Origin of the sequence: Roseibium denhamense (assembly GCF_009711415.1) — a bacterium.
GTDB classification, from domain to species: Bacteria; Pseudomonadota; Alphaproteobacteria; order Rhizobiales; family Stappiaceae; genus Roseibium; species Roseibium denhamense.
The window spans coordinates 84,457-101,874 of record NZ_SMLZ01000102.1; the positions used below are offsets into that span (position 1 = coordinate 84,457).

The window sequence follows — 17,418 nt, forward strand, 5'->3', positions numbered from 1 at the left end:
GGTGCGGGATCCGCGCCCTGAAACATGGCCAAAGGCTCCATTATGAAATCTGACGGCAACCTGGTCGAACTGGCGCGGGCTGGCATTCGCGTCAATACCGACTGGCTGGTTCGCGGTGTCGACATGAGTGTCGCGCCAGGTGAGATTGTTACGCTGATCGGGCCGAACGGATCAGGCAAGTCGACAACGGCAAAGATGGCGCTGGGCATTCTGTCGCCAACGGAAGGCACGGCGCACAGGCGCAATGCGCTGACAGTTGGGTACGTGCCCCAGAAACTCAGCATTGATTGGACCTTGCCGCTAACCGTTCGCCGGTTCATGCGTTTGACCAACCCTTTGACAGCGGACGAATGCAGCTCTTCCCTGGAGCTCACCGGCGCGGGCCATCTTATTGACGCCAGTATGCGCCATCTGTCGGGAGGAGAATTGCAACGGGTAATGCTGGCCCGGGCAATCGCGCGCAGACCGGATCTTCTTGTTTTGGACGAACCTGTCCAGGGGCTCGACTATGGGGGCGAAATTGCGATCTATGAGCTTATTTCGGAGATCCGGCGCACGCATGGTTGCGGTGTGTTGATGATCTCCCACGATCTGCACGTTGTTATGGCAGCAGCCGATCAGGTCGTCTGTCTGAACGGCCACGTTTGTTGCCGCGGCACACCTTCGGACGTCAGCAAGCATCAGAGCTATCAGCAATTGTTCGGGGCACGGGCAGGGGGCGCCCTGGCGGTATATGAACACCACCATGATCACGTGCACTTGCCGGACGGCAAGGTGCAGCATAAGGATGGTACGACTTGCCATGATTGCTCCGGCGAGCATCACACAGCGCCGGACCAGGAAGCTTCTTCGGCAGCCGGAAGTCAGAATGAAGGTAGGCTGACCCGTGTTGGATGATTTCTTCACCCGGGCCCTGATCGCTGGAATTGGTGCAGCACTGGTGGCCGGTCCGCTTGGCTGTTTCATCGTCTGGCGGCGAATGGCGTATTTTGGCGATACACTCTCTCATGCCGCCCTTCTGGGGGTGGCACTGTCGCTGCTTTTGCAGATCAACACGACCTTGGCCGTTGGCGGCGTCTCCGTGCTGATCGCAGTTCTGCTGATGCTGCTGCGGCGGAGCAACACGCTGTCCTCTGACGCATTGCTCGGTCTTCTGTCGCATTCCGCGCTTGCGCTGGGCCTGGTCTGCCTGGCCTTCATGACCTGGGTCAGGATCGATCTTCAAGGACTTCTCTTTGGTGACATCCTGTCGGTCACGGTCGTTGATATCATCATGGTCTATGCCGGAGGAGCCGGTGTCCTGGCTGTGCTGGCAATAATCTGGCGCCCGTTGTTTGCCGCTACGGTGAGTTCGGACCTGGCGGCGGCGGAAGGGTTGAGCCCAAACCGGGCGGAGGTGATTTTCATGGTTCTCAATGCAGTTGTCATTGCGATTGCGTTGAAGATCGTAGGAGCCCTTTTGATCACCGCTCTCTTGATTATCCCGGCCGCGGCAGCACGCCGGGTGGCGGCTTCCCCTGAGCATATGGCCGTCATGGCCGCACTTATTGGAGCAGTGGCCGTGGTTGGCGGTCTTTACAGCTCCTATTATTATGATACCCCATCCGGGCCATCGATCGTTGTGGCTGCGATGGGCATTTTCATATTGAGTCTTTTGCCTGGACTTTCCGCCTTGAAGTGGGCGGGATCACGCATCAAAGGAGGCCGGTCTTGACAGCGCATGTCCATCCGCATCTCACGAAGAACCAGGCGCTCGTTTTCGGGTCTCTGACCGAGGCGGAGGGACCGTTGACGGCCTATGCCATTCTGGATCATTTGCGCGACAGCGGTTTCCGCGCGCCATTGCAGGTCTACCGGGCCCTCGACAAACTGGTTGAGTACGGTCTCGTTCACCGTCTTGAGAGCCTGAATGCCTTTGTGGCCTGCAGCCATTCAGGGTGCGCCAGCCACAAGTCTGCAGCATTTGCGATCTGCGATACTTGCGGCCAGGTTGTTGAATTCTCCCCGGACGAGGCAATTGATCTTCTAACAAACTGGACCCAAGACAGAGGTTTTCAGCTTTCAAAAACCACGATTGAACTGCGCGGCGTTTGCCAGAAGTGTGCGGCGGCGAACTGATCACTGCCGGCATCCTTCGATCCAGGGCTGGCCATTCGAAGAAAAGTAGGGCCTGATAGCGCCCAGATAGGCATCTTTATTTTTTTGAAAGCGGTGACGTTGGGCTGTCCCGCCGATCCGCTTGTTCTGGGGTTGTGAATGAAAGCTATTTCTTTTCAACTTTATAGCGCCAGAAATTTTCCCCCGCTCGAAGCGGTTCTGCCCAAGCTCAAGGCAATCGGCTACGAGCAGGTCGAAGGGTATGCTCCCAGTTACGAACATCCCGAAGCATTTGGCGATCAATTGAGCGCGTCCGGTCTGGCGATGCCATCGGGGCATTTTTCATTGGCGGATCTTGAAATGCGGCCGGAGTGGGTTCGCTCCGTGGCAGCCTCACTCGGTATCGGAACGATCATCTGTCCCTACCTTGATGCGTCGGAACGCCCGGTCGACGCGGAGGGCTGGCGGCAGCTTGCCGGCCGCTTGAATGCTCTGGCGCGCCAATGGCAGGACCAAGGCCGGGACTTTTCCTGGCACAACCACGACTTCGAGTTTGCCGGTTTACCCGATGGTGCGATTCCGATGGACATTTTGCTGGAACATGCGCCGCTCATGACCTGGCAGGCCGACCTTGCCTGGATCGTCCGCGGTGGTTCGGATCCGTTGTGCTGGATTGCAGATCACGGTGAGCGCATCACCTCGGCCCATGTGAAGGATATTGCACCCGCAGGCACGAACCAGGGGGAAGATGGATGGGCGGACGCCGGTTTCGGGGTGCTCGATTGGACAGCGTATTTGCACGCCCTTACCGGCGCCGGAACCCGCTTGTTTGTTGCAGAACATGATCTGCCATCGGATCTTGAACGCTTTGCATCGAGATCGTTCGGAACACTGTCCAGCTATTTTCAGGGGCGGAAATTTTAGGAGGCTTGAATGGCTGAACCACTCGGTGTCGGAATCATAGGCTGCGGAAATATTTCAAGAACCTATTTCGAGTTGGCACGGGTGTTTAGTGGGTATGAAATCAAGGCCTGTGCGGATCTGAGGCGGTCTGCTGCCGAGGTCCGCGCCGCCGAATATGGCGTCAAAGCGATGACGGTCCGTGATCTGCTGGCTGCGGACGACATTGACCTCATCATCAATCTTACTGTACCCGACGCCCATTACATGGTGTCGCGAGAAATCCTCGCGCATGACAAGCATGTCTATTCGGAAAAGCCATTGGTGCTGCGTTTGGAGGATGGACTAGCCCTGAGGGAGCTGGCCGACCGGAAACAACTGCTGGTCGGCTGTGCGCCCGACACGTTTCTCGGCGGTGCCCCGCAGACCGCCAGGCAGGCGATCGACACCGGTGTGATCGGACGTGTGACGGGCGGAACCTGTCATATGATGTCCCATGGTATGGAGGCTTGGCATCCGAACCCCGACTTTTTCTTTAAGCCGGGTGGGGGGCCGGTTCTCGATATGGGGCCTTACTACATCGCTGCCCTTGTCAATCTGATTGGTCCCGTCCGGCGGGTGGCGTCCCTGTCATCATCCGGAATGGCTACCCGCGTTATCGGGAGCGGGGACCGTAAAGGCGAAAAGATCGACGTTGAAACACCGACAAACGTCCATGCTCTGCTGGAGTTTGCCAATGATGCGACCTTTACCTTGTCGACAAGCTGGGATGTGTGGTCGCACAGACACTCGCCCATCGAAATCTATGGCACGAAAGGGACATTGTTCCTGCCGGATCCGAATTTTTTTGGCGGAGACGTGGAGTTCGCATCGCCCTCCGGTGTCACCGAAACACTTAAGGCCGGAGACCATCCTTTTGCAGTGCCCAATTTCAACGACGGTTATGAAAAGCGTGCGAATTATCGCGGGGCAGGGCTTGCGGACATGGTTCGTGTTTTGAAGACGGGCGGACAGCCGAGGTGCTCACTGGACGGAGCGCTCCACGCCCTGGACGTTCTGAATTCCATTTTGAGGTCTGGTGAGACTGGAACCTTTGTTAATATCGCACACACGGCCAGCAAGCCCGAAGCCTTGACACCGGAACAGGCGGCCGGGCTTCTGGCTTGATACTTCAAACGTTGAAACCAAGCACTTAATCCAACCGTCGTTTCTGGGGCAAAGCGGACCACTAGCATTTTGTGTGCCGGGGGACCGCTCGGCGATTGCTGTTCGCAACCGCTCATTCCAGATGCAGCCTTCTTGCAGCTGGCAGGCGTAGTTTCTATTGTCCTTCAATTGCTGCCGGACTGACGCGGTCCGGATGAGGGATTTGAGAGGACAGCATGATACTACTCGTTGCGGGTCTCGTACTCTTCTTGGGTGCGCATAGTTTGCCAATGTTTCCAACGGTCAGGTTAGGAATGCAGCAAAAACTCGGAGAAATCGGCTACAAGGTGGCCTATTCTCTGGTGTCGCTTGCCGGGGTGGTTCTGATCGCCAAGGGCTACGGGACGGCTTATGAGGCGCGTGCGATCCAAATCTACACACCGCCTGTCTGGTTATCTCATCTGACGCTGTTGTTCATGATCCCGGCCTTCATTTTCTTTGTCGCCGCCTACGTTCCATGCAGGATCAAGAAAGCGTTGAAGCATCCCATGCTGGTTGCGGTGAAGCTCTGGGCGTTTTCCCACCTTCTGGCCAATGGCGATCTGGCATCCCTGTTGCTGTTCGGAAGTTTTCTAGCCTGGGCGGTGGTGGACCGGATCTCGGTGAAAAAGCGTGGTCTCGCAGGTGGCCTGCCAGATGACGTTGTGCCGGTCCGCTTCGGCGACGCGATCGTGATTCTCATTGGCCTTGCCGCCTATGCTCTTTTCGCATTCAAGCTTCACCCCTGGCTGATTGGCGTTCCGGTGGCATAGACAGACGGGCATTTGCGGGCCACGGGCTCCTTGAAACGGACAGCTTTCGCCGTTTTTCGGTGAAACCGCCCAACTTGCGCCATGAACAATGGTTTTAAGCCCGCACAGGGAATTGCCCGCGACGGTTCAAATGGATAATGTGCGCCCCTCTGATCGGGGCAAGGCTTCGGCGTGGGCGCCGGAAGCACGTACATGAATGCAGGAACAAGACACGCATGTCTGATATTTTTCGTGAAGTCGATGAAGACATCCGCAAGGAGAAGTACCGTCGGCTGTGGGACAAATTTGGCTATTATGTCATTGGCCTTGCGGTCTTGATCGTGATTGGCACAGCCGGTTATCGCGGCTGGCTTTATTGGCAGCAAACACAGGCCCAGCAGGCAGGCGATACATTCCTGGAAGCGATCGAGCTGTCCGAGGCCGACAACTTCCAGGAAGCAGCCCAGCTTTACGGCTCGCTTGAGAATTCAATTGGCGGCTATCCCGCTCTTGCTGCGCTTCGTGCGGCGTCGGATCTTGCACAGACCGGTGAGACAACGGAAGCCTTGGCGGAATTCGATGCCATTGCCCGTGATACGGGCTTGCCGGAATCACTTCGGGATGTAGCCGTCCTGCGGGCGGGCTATCTGGCGGTCGACACCGAAGACTATGCCGCGGTTGCGGATCGCGTTGAGCGTCTGACCGGCGACCGTGATCCATTCCGCGCTGCTGCAAGGGAAATCCTTGCGCTGAGTGCCTGGAAAGCCGGTGACGCTGCAGAGGCCCAACGCTGGGTGTCTGCGCTGCAAGATGATCCCGAGACGCCGGCCGACATCCGTCAGCGTGTCGCTCTCATGGCGGCAGTTCTTCGCGGCGCAAACGGCGAAACGGCATCTGTTGCTGAAGGAAATACCCAGTGATTTTGAACGGAAACCTTAGAACCGGCCGCATTGTTTTCAGCGCAATTGCATTTTCCCTGTTTTTGACTGGCTGTGGCTCCGTTAGCGATTTTGCGACCAATGCCAATCCTTTCAATCGCGAAAAGACATTGCCTGGTGAACGTCAGCCTGTGTTCGACGGCGTTGATCCTGCAACCGAAGCTCTCGGCCAGGCCGCAAAGATTGGATCTGCCAGCGGCGGCCAATCCTGGACAACGGCCGGTGGCGGGCTGACCAATAATCCGGGCAATGTTGCAGTCTCCGTGTCCGGTTCGCGTGCTTGGCAAACCAATGTCGGTACATCCGGGCGCGGTCTTACATCGTCTGCCCTTCGCGTTTCCGCCCGTCCGGTCAGCGATGGCAGCCGGATCTATGTTTACAAGCCCAATGGCGAAGTGGTTGCCCTGTCGACTGCCGGTGGACGCCAGTGGACAGCAAATCTCCGGCCCGAAGGTGAACGCGATATCGGCCCTGGCGGCGGTGTCACGGTCTCCGGCGGGCGTGTGTATGTTGGAACCAGCTACCGGGAACTGGTCGCGCTTGATGCAGGGTCGGGCCGTGAGGTCTGGCGCGCCGAGTTGGACACACCTGCCCGTGGTGCACCGGTCGCCGGTGCAGGCCACGTGATTGTGGTCACACAGTCCAACGAGGTCTATGCCATCAACGAGGCCGACGGCACCGTGGCCTGGACCTATGCGGGAATTGAGGAAACAGCGGGTCTTCTATCTGCTGCCAATCCGGCAATCGCCGGAAACCGGGTCATCGTTCCGTTCTCATCGGGTGAAATCATGTCAATCGACATCAAGTCGGGCGAACCGGCCTGGATTGATGGTGTGACCCGTGGCTTCAGAACCCTTGCGCTGTCAGGTTTGGCGGATGTATCGGCGAGCCCGGTTGTGGCCGGGAACACCGTTTATGCGACCGGGGTATCCGGACGGACAGTTGCTGTGGATGTTCGCACCGGGCAGCGCCGCTGGGACCAGGACCTCGGCAGTGTGCATACGCCGGTTGCATCCGGCAATGCGCTGTTCATGGTAGACTTGGACGACCGTATGGTGGCACTGGATGCAGCGAGCGGCGAAACCCTTTGGGCAACCTCTCTGCCGCGGCCTGAAAAGAAAAAGCGCCGTAGAAACTGGGCGGGGCCGATCCTTGCAAATGGGGCGCTTGTCGCGTTCTCCAGTGATGGTCAATTGGCCATCGTGGATGCTGCCTCGGGTAACATCATGACGACCCAGCGGACCAATACCGACGTTTTCGTCACCCCGATCGCAGCCGGTGGCCGGGTCGTGGTGTTGACCGATAAAGACGGCGTCGCCGCATTCAATTAATAATACGGGACGGGCCCGCTTCGAAGGCCCGCCTTTCAGGAGTACGTATCGTGGGCGCAACTGTCGCCATTATCGGCCGGCCGAATGTCGGCAAATCGACCCTGTTCAACCGGCTGGTCGGAAAACGCCTTGCCTTGGTCGATGACACGCCCGGCGTAACGCGGGACCGGCGGCCCGGGGACGCCCGTCTTGGCGACTTGCGCTTTACAATTATCGATACGGCGGGGCTGGAAGACGCGGACAAGTCTTCGCTCGAAGGGCGCATGCGCCGGCAGACCGAAGAAGCCGTTGAGACAGCGGACGCGGTTCTTTTTGTTATCGATGCCCGGGCAGGCGTGACGCCGCTCGACGCCCATTTTGCCGAGGTTGCCCGCAAGACCACACGGCCTGTCATCCTGCTGGCAAACAAGGCGGAAGGGCGGGCAGGCGAAAGCGGGCTGTACGAGAGCTTCTCACTTGGTCTTGGCGAACCGATTGCCATCTCGGCCGAACATGGCGAAGGCTTGGCTGATCTTTATGATGCGCTGAAGCCCCATGTGGACCGCATCACCGAGGAAGAAGACGCAAAGCGCGAAGAAGCCGTCACCAATGTCGATGTGGATGAAGACGGCGAGATCATCGATGATGAAGACCCGGTCGGCACGAAGGAGCGGCCGCTGCGGGTCGCGATTGTCGGACGACCCAACGCAGGCAAATCGACCCTGATCAATCAGATGCTGGGCGAAGACCGGATGCTGACCGGCCCGGAAGCCGGGATCACACGCGATTCCATCTCCGTCGACTGGCTCTGGCATGACCGGCACATCAAGCTGTTTGACACGGCCGGTATCCGCAAAAAGGCACGGGTCCAGGAGAAGCTGGAGAAGCTTTCGGTCGCTGACGCCTTGCGCGCCATTAAATTTGCGGAAGTCGTCGTTGTGACGCTGGACGCAACGATGTCTTTTGAAAAGCAAGATCTGCAGATCATTGACCTGGTTGCCCGTGAAGGCCGTGCCCTGGTCATTGCGATCAACAAATGGGACCTGATTGAGGACCGCGAGGAGGCATGGAAGAAAATCCGCGATGCCAATGAGCGCTATTTCAATCAGATCCGGGGCGTGCAAATTGCCACTTTGTCCGGCATTCAGGGGCAGGGGATCGACCGGCTTCTGGAGAGTGTTTTCAAGGCATATGATGCCTGGAATGCGCGCGTTTCTACGGCCAAACTCAACCGCTGGCTGGACAAGGTGACAGTGAACCATCCGCCGCCTGCCGTTGCCGGACGCCGTGTCCGCTTGCGCTACATGACCCAGCCGAAAACACGGCCGCCGCACTTCGTGGCCTTTTGTTCGCGCCCGGAAAATCTGCCGGAGAGCTATACACGCTATCTGGTGAACTCATTGCGGCAGACGTTCAATATTCATGGAACGCCGATCCGCCTGTCTTACCGGAAGGGCGAAAATCCATACGCTCCGAAGAAAAAGCGGAAGATTCAGTAACATCAGGGGCGGCCCCCGGGCCACCCGGCATGACCTTTGACCACGCGCGCGGCTCTTGGCGCGCGGAACAATTGTTTTGACATCGAAGGAGATTTCCGAATGGCCTCAGAACGTCTTGAGTTCGCGAGTGATCTTGCCCGCAAGGCTGGCGCGCTTGCGCTGGACTATTTCCGTAAGCTGGACACGCTGACGGTGACCCAGAAAGGCCATCAGGACCTCGTGTCGGAAGCGGATCGCAATGTGGAGCTGCTGATCCGCGAGGAACTTGCCAAAGCCTATCCGCAGGACGGCATCCTCGGCGAGGAGCATGGCATGGAGGAGGGGGAGTCCGGCTATACCTGGGTGACCGATCCGATCGATGGGACGGCTAACTTCGTAACCGGTATCCCGCAGTGGTGCGTCATCATCGCTTGTGTGCACCAGGGTCAAGTCATCGCCGGTGTCATCCATGATCCGGTCGCGAACGAGACCTTCACGGCCTATGCCGGGGGAGGAGCCTATCTGAACGGGACGCCGATCAAGGCGTCTTCGAGCGACAGCTTGTCCAACGGATCTGTGGGCGTGGGCTTCAACGGCCGCTCGGCAGTCACCGATGCCGTAAATGTTGTCGGGGCGCTTGTTTCAAAAGGCGGCATCTTTTTCCGCAATGCATCCGGCGGCCTCATGCTGGCCTATGCGGCGTCAGGCCGTCTGATCGGGTATGTGGAATCTCACATGAACGCGTGGGATTGTCTTGCCGGAATGCTGATAACCCAGGAAGCCGGCGGCAAGGTCATGGACCAGGACATCAGCCGCTCGCTGTATCACGGCGCCCGGATCGTTGTGGGCGCGCCGGGCGTTTTTGACGAGCTTAAAGAAATTGCTGAAAGCTCATTCGCCCCTTTAGAGGCAGCGGAATAAACGCTTCCCTACCTGTGTTGATCGACAAGGATCGGATTACCATCCGGGTCGATCAGCACAAAGCTGGCAGGCCCGCTCGCCCGCTCGTCAGCTTCCTGTGCAAATTGGTAACCTTTCGCCTTAAGTTTCTTCTGCAAGTCTCTGATATCTTGAAAAGTGGCCAGCTGATTTGCGTTCTGATCCCAGCCGGGGTTGAACGTCAGCATGTTCTTGTCAAACATGCCCTGAAACAGCCCGATGACCGTCTCGCCATTCTTGAGAATAACCCAGTCGTCCGATCCGGAGCCGCCGAGATCTGAAAACCCAAGACCTTCATAAAAGGCTTTCGACGCTGCCAGATCCTTGACGGCAAGACTGAGGGAAAAAGCTCCAAGCTGCATGGCTTGATCTCCTTTGATAACCTTTCAAAGGAGACACCATCTGGACGCCTAAAACCAGAGATAAATCAGAAGGAATGCCACTCGCGGCTGACGCGGTCAAAGAGTTGCCCGGTCGCCTTGACGTCTGGTGTCACCAGGGCCAGGAGATCTCCGGTGATCTCTGAAGGATGCGGAAGTTTTTCCGGCGGTTCGCCAGGCATGGCCTTGGCCCGGAGCCCGGTCCGGGTTGGGCCAGGGTCAACCAGATTGATTTTCATCCGGGTTTGAAGGCTTTCGTTCGCCCATGTCCGGGCCATTGCCTCAACGGCTGCCTTCGACATGGTCTGGAGGCCCCAAAAGGCCGTGCAGCTGCGCACTTGAGATGCGGTCAGGAACAGCGCCCGGCCGGCATCAGACTGCCGGAGAAGCGGGTCAAGAGAGCGGATCAAACGCCAGTTCGCCGTCACATTGACCGCCATCACCTTTTCGAAGTCTTTCGGCTTGATGTGGCCGAGCGGGGCGAGTGTGCCGAGCATGCCGGCATTTCCGATGAAAATGTCAAGCTTCTTCCAGCGTTCGAAGATGGCAGCCCCAAGGCGGTCAAGCGCGTCGAAGTCGGTGAGGTCGACCGGAACAAGGGTCGTCTGGCCGCCGGCGCTCTTGATCTCATCGTCAAGATCTTCCAGGCCGCCGACAGTGCGGGCCAGCGCGATGACATGCGCGCCGCGCGATCCGAGTTGTTTGGCAAGCTGGTAGCCTATGCCGCGCGAAGCGCCTGTGACCAGAGCTACGCGGCCGTCAAAGTCTTTTTCCATTTTCTAACTCTTAAGATCGGCGGGCGATAAAACGGACCCGGTTTAACGCCCAAAGCTGATCGATCATGAAGTGGTCGAGCATCTGCGGGGGGCTTTGAACGAAACAGCAGATGCTCTAGCCAACCTCGACAAGGCGCGGGGCGCTGACAAAATCCTGATCTTCGGCCAGATCCGTCAGCGGTGTCGGGTAGTCACCGGTGAAGCAATGGTCTGTGAATTGCGGGTTGGCATCATCGCGCCCATCATAGCCCATGGATTTGTAGATCCCGTCCACGGAGAGGAAAGCCAGACTGTCCGCTCCAATGTAGGCCCGCATTTCCTCAAGGCTGTATTTGGCGGCCAGAAGCTTTTCGCGGACCGGCGTGTCGATGCCGTAATAATCGGAATATTTGATCGGCGGGCTTGCAAGGCGGAAGTGCACTTCGCTTGCGCCCGCTTCGCGCATCATCTGCACGATCTTTACGGAAGTCGTGCCGCGCACCAGACTGTCATCCACCAGGATGATGCGTTTGCCTTCGATCTGTGACTGGTTGGCGGAATGCTTCATTTTCACGCCGAGGGCACGGATCTGCTGGGTCGGTTCAATAAAGGTCCGGCCGACATAGTGGTTCCGGATAATGCCGAGCTCGAACGGCACGCCGGATTGCTGGCTGTAGCCAATGGCCGCCGGGACGCCGCTGTCCGGAACAGGGACGATAACGTCCGCATCCACATGGGTTTCCCTGGCAAGCTGCTTGCCCATTTCCCGGCGCACGTCATAAACGCTGCGCCCGCCGACAATCGAGTCCGGACGGGAGAAGTAGATGTACTCAAAGATACACGGGCGGGCCGGTTGCTTGCCAAACGGGAAGAAGGACTGGATGCCGGTCGACGTACAGACGATGACTTCGCCGTTTTCCACTTCCCGGATGAACTTCGCGCCGATGATATCGAGAGCACAGGTTTCCGACGCCAGGATCGGGGCACCGTTCAGATCGCCCAGAACCAACGGGCGGATGCCAAGCGGATCGCGCGCGCCGATGAGCTTCTTGGACGTTAGGGCAACGAGCGCGTAAGCGCCTTCCATTTGCGTGATCGCCTCAATGAAGCGGTCAATGATCTTCTGCTTGCGCGAACGTGCCACAAGCTGAAGCACGACTTCAGAATCCGATGTCGACTGGCAGATGGCGCCATCGCGGATCAACTGCTGGCGCAATGTGAGCGCATTCGTGAAGTTGCCGTTATGGCAGACCGCGATGCCGCCGCCATCAAGTTCAGCAAAAAGTGGCTGAACGTTGCGCAAAATGGTTTCACCGGTCGTGGAATAGCGCACATGACCGACCGCGGCCCGCCCAGTCAGGCGTCCAATCGTATCAGCGTCAGAGAAGTGATCGCCGACCAGTCCCAGGTGCCGCTCGGCACGGAACTGCTCATTGTCGAAGGTCACAATGCCGGCAGCTTCCTGGCCCCTATGCTGAAGCGCATGCAGGCCCAGGGCCGTCAAGGCACTGGCATCTTCGTGGCCAAGGATACCGAAAACGCCACACTCCTCTCGAAGCGTGTCGTCATTTATATCGAAATTATCGAGCGCGTTGGTCTCGCCGGTCATGGCGGCCACTCCTTTTATGGGGCTCTGTCCGGCCCAGCAGTGTCGTTTTGGGTGACGCTGTTTCAGGCGTCAGTTGCTGTCCGTTGTCAGTTGCTCGAGGCCTTGGCGCTCGGAGTCGCTGTAGCTGGGTTCTTCCGCCGGCGTATTGGCGGTCCCGCCTGTTACGTTGTTTTCCTTGATTTTGTCCAAGATGGCCTTTTCCGGGTCTTCAGGCAAGACCGAGACGAGTCTCTCGCCAATTGACAGCATGACCGGACGGGATTTAGCGTCCAGGACCCATTGCGGTTGTTGTTCCGGCTGGACGAACCAGTTGAAGAACATCATCGCCACGACGACGAGAAGGAGGCCGCGGGCGGCGCCAAAGACAAACCCGAGCGTGCGGTCGAGAGCACCAATGCGGCTGTCGAGCACGAAGTCTGAAATGCGCATGGTGATGTAGCTGACCACGATCAACGTCACCAGGAAAACACCAGCGGCCGCAACGCCCATCGCCACCAAATCGTGCGAAATGTACTGTTGTGCGTAGGGTGTGACCCGTTCGTAGAGGAAAAACGCCGCAGCGGCTGCCGCAACCCAGGACACGATGGAAAGAACTTCGCGCACAAAACCGCGGATCATCGCGAGAATGGCCGAGATGAACATGATCCCCAGAACCAGTCCGTCCAGAAGCGTAATCGGCATGTCCCTGAAAAGTCCTCTAACTGGCGTGGGTGAAAACCACGCAAATCTTCACGTTTGAACCCGGCCCATCATGCGCCAGCGGTTCCTTTCGCACTAGCTTCCGCCGAAAGTTTGGCAACAAAGTCCCCAAGTTCCGGCAGGCCAGTTGCCTTGAATGCCGATGCAGCGCCATCCTTGAGGTTTCCCTCCGGACAATAGGCCTGATCGAAGCCGAGTTTTTCCGCTTCTTTCAGCCTGGATTGGGCCTGGGCGACCGGCCGGATGGCCCCGGACAGGCTGACTTCGCCGAAATAGACGCAATTGGCCGGAAGAGCAAGCCCGCTGAGAGAGGAGATCAAGGCGGCCGCAACGGCAAGATCGGCCCCCGGCTCGTTGATCTTCAATCCACCGGCAACGTTGAGATAAACATCGTGCTGGGAGAAGCGCACGCCGCAGCGCGCTTCCAGGACCGCAAGGATCATGGAAAGCCGTGCATTGTCCCAGCCGATGACGGCCCGGCGCGGCGTTCCAAGCGAGGATTGCGCGACCAGGGCCTGTATCTCGATCAGAAGCGGGCGCGATCCTTCCAGGCCTGCAAATACGGCAGCTCCTGGCGCGGAGGTTGACCGGTCGCCGAGAAATAGGGCCGACGGGTTGGCGACTTCCACCAAGCCCTTGCCAGTCATTTCAAAGACGCCGATTTCATCTGTCGCGCCAAAACGGTTCTTCACGGAACGGAGGATGCGGTACTGATGGGCGCCGTCGCCCTCAAAATACAGGACCGCATCCACCATGTGTTCGACCACGCGCGGCCCGGCAATCTGACCGTCTTTCGTCACGTGGCCAACCAGGACAAGCGTTGTGCCATTCTTCTTGGCGTACCGGACCATGGCCTGTGCGGATGCCCGCACCTGGGTAACCGTTCCAGGGGGCGAGTCCACCTGGTCCGTCCAGAGCGTTTGAACGGAATCCAGGATCAGCAAGGCCGGTGCTGTATCTGCTTCAAGCGTCGCGAGAATGTCTTCCACGCTGGTTTCGGCCGCAAGCGCCACAGGCGCATCCGCCAGCCCCAGCCGCTCCGCCCGCAGCCGGACCTGACCAATGGCTTCCTCACCGGAGATGTAAACGGTCTTGTGACCGAGATGGGCCAGTTGGGCAGCTGCCTGGATCAAAAGCGTCGACTTTCCGATACCGGGATCTCCGCCGACCAGAAGGGCAGAGCCGCGCACGAAACCGCCGCCGGTCACCCGGTCAAGCTCGGCGACCTTCGTCTGGATGCGCGGGGCTTCCTTGTTGTCGCCGGAAAGGCCGACAAGCTGGACAACGCGGCCCTTGCTCTTGGACGCCCGTCCGGGGCCGCCGCCAATGCCGCCTCCGGTCTGCTCTTCAACGATGGTGTTCCATTCACCGCAGGATTCGCATCGTCCGACCCATTTGGCGGTGACCGCCCCGCAGGACTGGCAAACAAAAGACGTGGACCGCCTGGCCATGTTGGGTGCTTGCTCCGCTCAGGTCAGAGGGCCGTAGACCCGTTCAAAACGGCGGCCAAGGCTTGTCAGATATTCGTAATCGATGGTCTCCGCATACGCTGCGAGATCAGCGGCTTCAACCCTCGGTCCCAGCATTTCCACAAAGGCGCCGCGCTGAACAAGTTCGGCCGGGATATCCGTGACATCCAGCGTGATCATGTCCATGGAAATCCGGCCCAGGATTGGGGCTTTGTAATCGCCGATCATGGCGTAGCCCCCGGGTCTCAAATTAGAGCTGCTGGCCCTGCGCAGCATTCCGTCCGCATATCCGGCCGCGACAACGGCATTCCGGAGCGGCCTTTGCGCTGTTTGCGCCGCGCCGTAGCCGATTGTGTCGCCTGCCGGTACATCGCGCACGATCATGATACGTGCCTCCACCTTGGCAACCGGGCTCATGGGGTTGGGCCGCGTATCGATAGCCTTGCCGCCGTAAAGCGCGATGCCGGGCCGTGCCATGTCGAAGTGATAGTCTGCGCCCATGAGCACACCGGCTGAATTTGCAAGGGACCGCGGAATGCTTGCAAAGGGGGCCGTCACGGATCTGAATTTCTCGAGTTGCCTCAGGTTCATTGGGTGATCCGGATCAGAGCCGCAGGCAAGATGGCTCATGTTCAGGGACGGCTCGAAGGAAGCCCGGAGCTCCGCATCGCCGAGCGCAGCCGTAAATTCTTCCGCCGATAAACCAAGCCTGTGTATACCGGTGTCCAAATGAACTGCCGCTGGAAAACTGCGGCCTTCAGCGGCACAAAATGCGGCCCATTCGCGGAGTTCCTCGATTGATCCAAGGACCGGACGCAGGCCGTGTTCCACGAAATGCGGTGCCGTGCCTGGAAACAACCCATCCAGCACATAAATCACCGCATCCGGCAGGCTTTGCCGCAGGGTGATCCCTTCGCTTGCAACCGCAACAAAAAAGGTCCGGCACCCGGCATCCGCCAGCGCCTTACAGGCCTTTTCCTGACCCGTTCCATAGGCATCGGCCTTTACAGCGGCCGCGCATTCCGCCCCCTTGCAGAGCTGCCCCTGAAGATAGCGCCAATTGGCGGCAAGCGCATCGAGATCAATGGTCAAGCGGCCGCTCTGGAGACCGGTGGGGAAGGGGATATCCGCTTGGGCTTTCACGATGGAAACGGGTCTCCTGAACGAATCGGATCGGGCCACACCGGATCAGTTTAGCCCAGGACCGGTCCTTGCTGCCAATGGGTCCATAAATACCGCTCAGCCAAGGCCGGTCAATGTGAGATCCGGGTCTACTCGTACCGCTCCGGCAGATGATCGTCTTCGGCAAGGTCGGAGAAGCGGGTGAACTGCCCTTCGAACTGAAGATTGGCCGTTCCGGTCGGGCCGTGACGCTGTTTTGCGATAATCACCTCGGCCTTGCCCTTGGCAGCTTCATGCTTTGCTTCCCAGGCGGCATATTCCGGTGAGCCGACTTCCGGCTCGGTTTTGGAGAGATAATATTCCTCACGGTACACGAAGATGATCACGTCCGCGTCCTGTTCGATGGAGCCGGATTCACGAAGGTCCGACATCATCGGGCGTTTGTCATCCCGCGACTCCACCTGACGGGACAGCTGGGAGAGCGCAATGATCGGAACATTGAGTTCCTTTGCCAGCGCCTTCAGGCCGGTTGTGATCTCGGTGATTTCCTGAACGCGGTTGCCGGAGTTCTTGGCGGAACCGGACAAGAGCTGGATATAGTCGACCACCAGAAGATCAAGGCCGCGCTGACGTTTCAGGCGGCGTGCCTTGGCGACCAGGGAGGCGATTGAAATGCCACCCGTCTGGTCCACATGGAGCGGAACCGTCTGCATGGTTTGAGCGCAGGCCGCAAGTTTCTCAAACTCCGCTTCCGAAATGTCTCCGCGCCGGATCTTGGATGACGAAATCTCCGCCTGTTCGGAAATGATACGCGTTGCGAGCTGTTCAGCGGACATTTCCAGCGAGAAGAAACCGACGACGCCGCCATTCACCGTTTTCAGGCTGCCATCGGGCTGCTCCTCGGCCTGATAGGCCTGGGCAACATTATAGGCAATGTTGGTCGCAAGAGATGTCTTGCCCATCGCGGGACGTCCTGCGAGGACGATCAAGTCGGAATGCTGCAGACCGCCCATCAGCTTGTCGAGGTTGTGCAGGCCGGTGGAGATGCCGGAAAGGGCGCCTTCACGGTTCCAGGCTGCATGGGCCATTTCGATGGTCTCTGTCAGCGCATCGCCAAAGGCGACAAACCCGCCTTCGGAGCGGCCGGTTTCGGCCAGCTCGAACAAGCGCCGTTCCGCATCATCGATCTGCTGGACCGGCGGCACGTCGATCGGTGCATCGAAGGCGATATTCACCATGTCCTCGCCAATGCGGATCAGGTTCCGGCGGATTGCGAGGTCATAAATGGTCCGGCCATAGTCTTCCGCGTTGATAATCGAAGCGGCATCGCCCGCAAGGCGCAGAAGAAACTGGGTTGCCGAAAGGTCCGCTATCTTCGCATCCGCCGGATAGAAGGTCTTCAGCGTGATCGGTGAGGCCGTCTTGCCAGCCCGGATGAGATGGCTGACCTTCTCGTAAATGTCCTGATGAGGGGGAACGAAGAAATGGTGTGGTTCAAGAAAATCCGACACACGGTAGAAGGTCTCGTTGTTGACGAGGATCGCACCCAAAAGCTGCCGTTCGGCCTCCGCGTTATGCGGTGCAAGCCGTTGGGCATCTTCTGCCGCATCGACCTTTTGTAATGTGCCTTTCATATCGTCCCCCGATGACCAGTGCTCACCCGGAATAGCCGCTGCCAGGAAGGTGCTCAAGGCCGAAAAATGGCTGTCTCCGATTCCCACCGCGATTCACAGATCAGCGGGAAAATATCAGAAACCGGCTTGACTCCAATCCCGTTTGAGGACT

At 58.6% G+C, this 17,418-nt stretch carries 17 protein-coding genes; 10 read left to right on the forward strand and 7 right to left on the reverse strand.

Annotation, left to right across the window (positions count from 1 at the left end; translation table 11 throughout):
* Positions 1–42 precede the first annotated feature (42 nt).
* The 10 genes from E1180_RS08165 to E1180_RS08210 all read left to right on the forward strand — a co-directional run bounded on the left by E1180_RS08165 (position 43) and on the right by E1180_RS08210 (position 9,581).
* Positions 43–897, forward strand: coding sequence for an ATP-binding cassette domain-containing protein (locus E1180_RS08165; RefSeq protein WP_155190683.1), 855 nt, complete (start codon positions 43–45; stop codon positions 895–897).
* A complete protein-coding gene (locus tag E1180_RS08170; RefSeq protein WP_283404456.1) occupies positions 887–1,714 on the forward strand; it encodes a metal ABC transporter permease in 828 nt (275 codons plus the stop codon). Before E1180_RS08165 ends, E1180_RS08170 begins: the two co-directional genes overlap by 11 nt.
* Complete coding sequence (locus E1180_RS08175; protein ID WP_155190684.1) at positions 1,711–2,118, forward strand: Fur family transcriptional regulator; 408 nt, start codon at positions 1,711–1,713, stop codon at positions 2,116–2,118. Before E1180_RS08170 ends, E1180_RS08175 begins: the two co-directional genes overlap by 4 nt.
* 138 nt (positions 2,119–2,256) lie before the next feature.
* The gene (locus E1180_RS08180) at positions 2,257–3,021 is read left to right on the forward strand and encodes a sugar phosphate isomerase/epimerase family protein (protein ID WP_155190685.1); all 765 of its coding nucleotides are present in this window, start codon (positions 2,257–2,259) and stop codon (positions 3,019–3,021) included.
* A 9-nt stretch (positions 3,022–3,030) separates the two neighbouring features.
* Entirely contained in the window at positions 3,031–4,164 is a 1,134-nt protein-coding gene (locus E1180_RS08185) for a Gfo/Idh/MocA family protein (protein WP_155190686.1), read from the forward strand.
* 215 nt (positions 4,165–4,379) lie between these two features.
* A complete protein-coding gene (locus E1180_RS08190) occupies positions 4,380–4,955 on the forward strand; it encodes an NnrU family protein (protein ID WP_155190687.1) in 576 nt (191 codons plus the stop codon).
* A gap of 215 nt (positions 4,956–5,170) precedes the next feature.
* Positions 5,171–5,854, forward strand: coding sequence for a tetratricopeptide repeat protein (locus tag E1180_RS08195; RefSeq protein ID WP_155190688.1), 684 nt, complete (start codon positions 5,171–5,173; stop codon positions 5,852–5,854).
* Entirely contained in the window at positions 5,851–7,203 is a 1,353-nt protein-coding gene (locus tag E1180_RS08200; RefSeq protein WP_208997009.1) for an outer membrane protein assembly factor BamB family protein, read from the forward strand. Before E1180_RS08195 ends, E1180_RS08200 begins: the two co-directional genes overlap by 4 nt.
* 50 nt (positions 7,204–7,253) lie before the next feature.
* Positions 7,254–8,681, forward strand: coding sequence for a ribosome biogenesis GTPase Der (der, locus tag E1180_RS08205; RefSeq protein ID WP_283404455.1), 1,428 nt, complete (start codon positions 7,254–7,256; stop codon positions 8,679–8,681).
* Between the two features lie 99 nt (positions 8,682–8,780).
* Positions 8,781–9,581, forward strand: a complete 801-nt coding sequence (locus E1180_RS08210; protein ID WP_155190689.1) for an inositol monophosphatase family protein — start codon at positions 8,781–8,783, stop codon at positions 9,579–9,581.
* Positions 9,582–9,589: 8 nt separating this feature from the next.
* Here the strand turns inward: E1180_RS08210 and E1180_RS08215 are convergent, their stop codons facing one another.
* The 7 genes from E1180_RS08215 to E1180_RS08245 form a co-directional block, all read right to left on the reverse strand.
* Positions 9,590–9,961, reverse strand: coding sequence for a VOC family protein (locus tag E1180_RS08215; protein ID WP_155190690.1), 372 nt, complete (start codon positions 9,959–9,961; stop codon positions 9,590–9,592).
* Positions 9,962–10,026: 65 nt separating this feature from the next.
* A complete protein-coding gene (locus tag E1180_RS08220) occupies positions 10,027–10,755 on the reverse strand; it encodes an SDR family NAD(P)-dependent oxidoreductase (RefSeq protein WP_155190691.1) in 729 nt (242 codons plus the stop codon).
* Between the two features lie 115 nt (positions 10,756–10,870).
* On the reverse strand, positions 10,871–12,343 hold the full coding sequence (purF, locus tag E1180_RS08225; RefSeq protein WP_155190692.1) for an amidophosphoribosyltransferase: 1,473 nt from the start codon (positions 12,341–12,343) through the stop codon (positions 10,871–10,873).
* Between the two features lie 69 nt (positions 12,344–12,412).
* Positions 12,413–13,024 carry a CvpA family protein gene (locus E1180_RS08230; protein ID WP_155190693.1) on the reverse strand — a complete coding sequence of 204 codons (612 nt, stop codon included), beginning with the start codon at positions 13,022–13,024 and terminating at the stop codon, positions 12,413–12,415.
* Positions 13,025–13,092: 68 nt separating this feature from the next.
* Entirely contained in the window at positions 13,093–14,493 is a 1,401-nt protein-coding gene (gene radA, locus E1180_RS08235) for a DNA repair protein RadA (RefSeq protein ID WP_155190694.1), read from the reverse strand.
* A gap of 18 nt (positions 14,494–14,511) precedes the next feature.
* Positions 14,512–15,654 (reverse strand): alanine racemase, encoded by a 1,143-nt coding sequence (gene alr, locus E1180_RS08240; protein ID WP_283404454.1) that lies wholly within the window; start codon positions 15,652–15,654, stop codon positions 14,512–14,514.
* 128 nt (positions 15,655–15,782) lie between these two features.
* Positions 15,783–17,267: a replicative DNA helicase gene (locus E1180_RS08245; RefSeq protein WP_155190695.1), complete on the reverse strand. Its 1,485-nt coding sequence runs from the start codon at positions 17,265–17,267 to the stop codon at positions 15,783–15,785.
* Positions 17,268–17,418 lie beyond the last annotated feature (151 nt).

Excerpts from the sequence above, each read along its gene's own strand:
- E1180_RS08165 (WP_155190683.1), top strand. The coding sequence starts at position 43 with ATGAAATCTGACGGCAACCTGGTCGAACTGGCGCGGGCTGGCATTCGC.
- E1180_RS08180 (WP_155190685.1), top strand. The coding sequence starts at position 2,257 with ATGAAAGCTATTTCTTTTCAACTTTATAGCGCCAGAAATTTTCCCCCG.
- E1180_RS08185 (WP_155190686.1), top strand. The coding sequence starts at position 3,031 with ATGGCTGAACCACTCGGTGTCGGAATCATAGGCTGCGGAAATATTTCA.
- E1180_RS08190 (WP_155190687.1), top strand. The coding sequence starts at position 4,380 with ATGATACTACTCGTTGCGGGTCTCGTACTCTTCTTGGGTGCGCATAGT.
- E1180_RS08195 (WP_155190688.1), top strand. The coding sequence starts at position 5,171 with ATGTCTGATATTTTTCGTGAAGTCGATGAAGACATCCGCAAGGAGAAG.
- E1180_RS08210 (WP_155190689.1), top strand. The coding sequence starts at position 8,781 with ATGGCCTCAGAACGTCTTGAGTTCGCGAGTGATCTTGCCCGCAAGGCT.
- E1180_RS08215 (WP_155190690.1), bottom strand. The coding sequence starts at position 9,961 with ATGCAGCTTGGAGCTTTTTCCCTCAGTCTTGCCGTCAAGGATCTGGCA.
- E1180_RS08220 (WP_155190691.1), bottom strand. The coding sequence starts at position 10,755 with ATGGAAAAAGACTTTGACGGCCGCGTAGCTCTGGTCACAGGCGCTTCG.
- purF (WP_155190692.1), bottom strand. The coding sequence starts at position 12,343 with ATGACCGGCGAGACCAACGCGCTCGATAATTTCGATATAAATGACGAC.
- E1180_RS08230 (WP_155190693.1), bottom strand. The coding sequence starts at position 13,024 with ATGCCGATTACGCTTCTGGACGGACTGGTTCTGGGGATCATGTTCATC.
- radA (WP_155190694.1), bottom strand. The coding sequence starts at position 14,493 with ATGGCCAGGCGGTCCACGTCTTTTGTTTGCCAGTCCTGCGGGGCGGTC.
- E1180_RS08245 (WP_155190695.1), bottom strand. The coding sequence starts at position 17,267 with ATGAAAGGCACATTACAAAAGGTCGATGCGGCAGAAGATGCCCAACGG.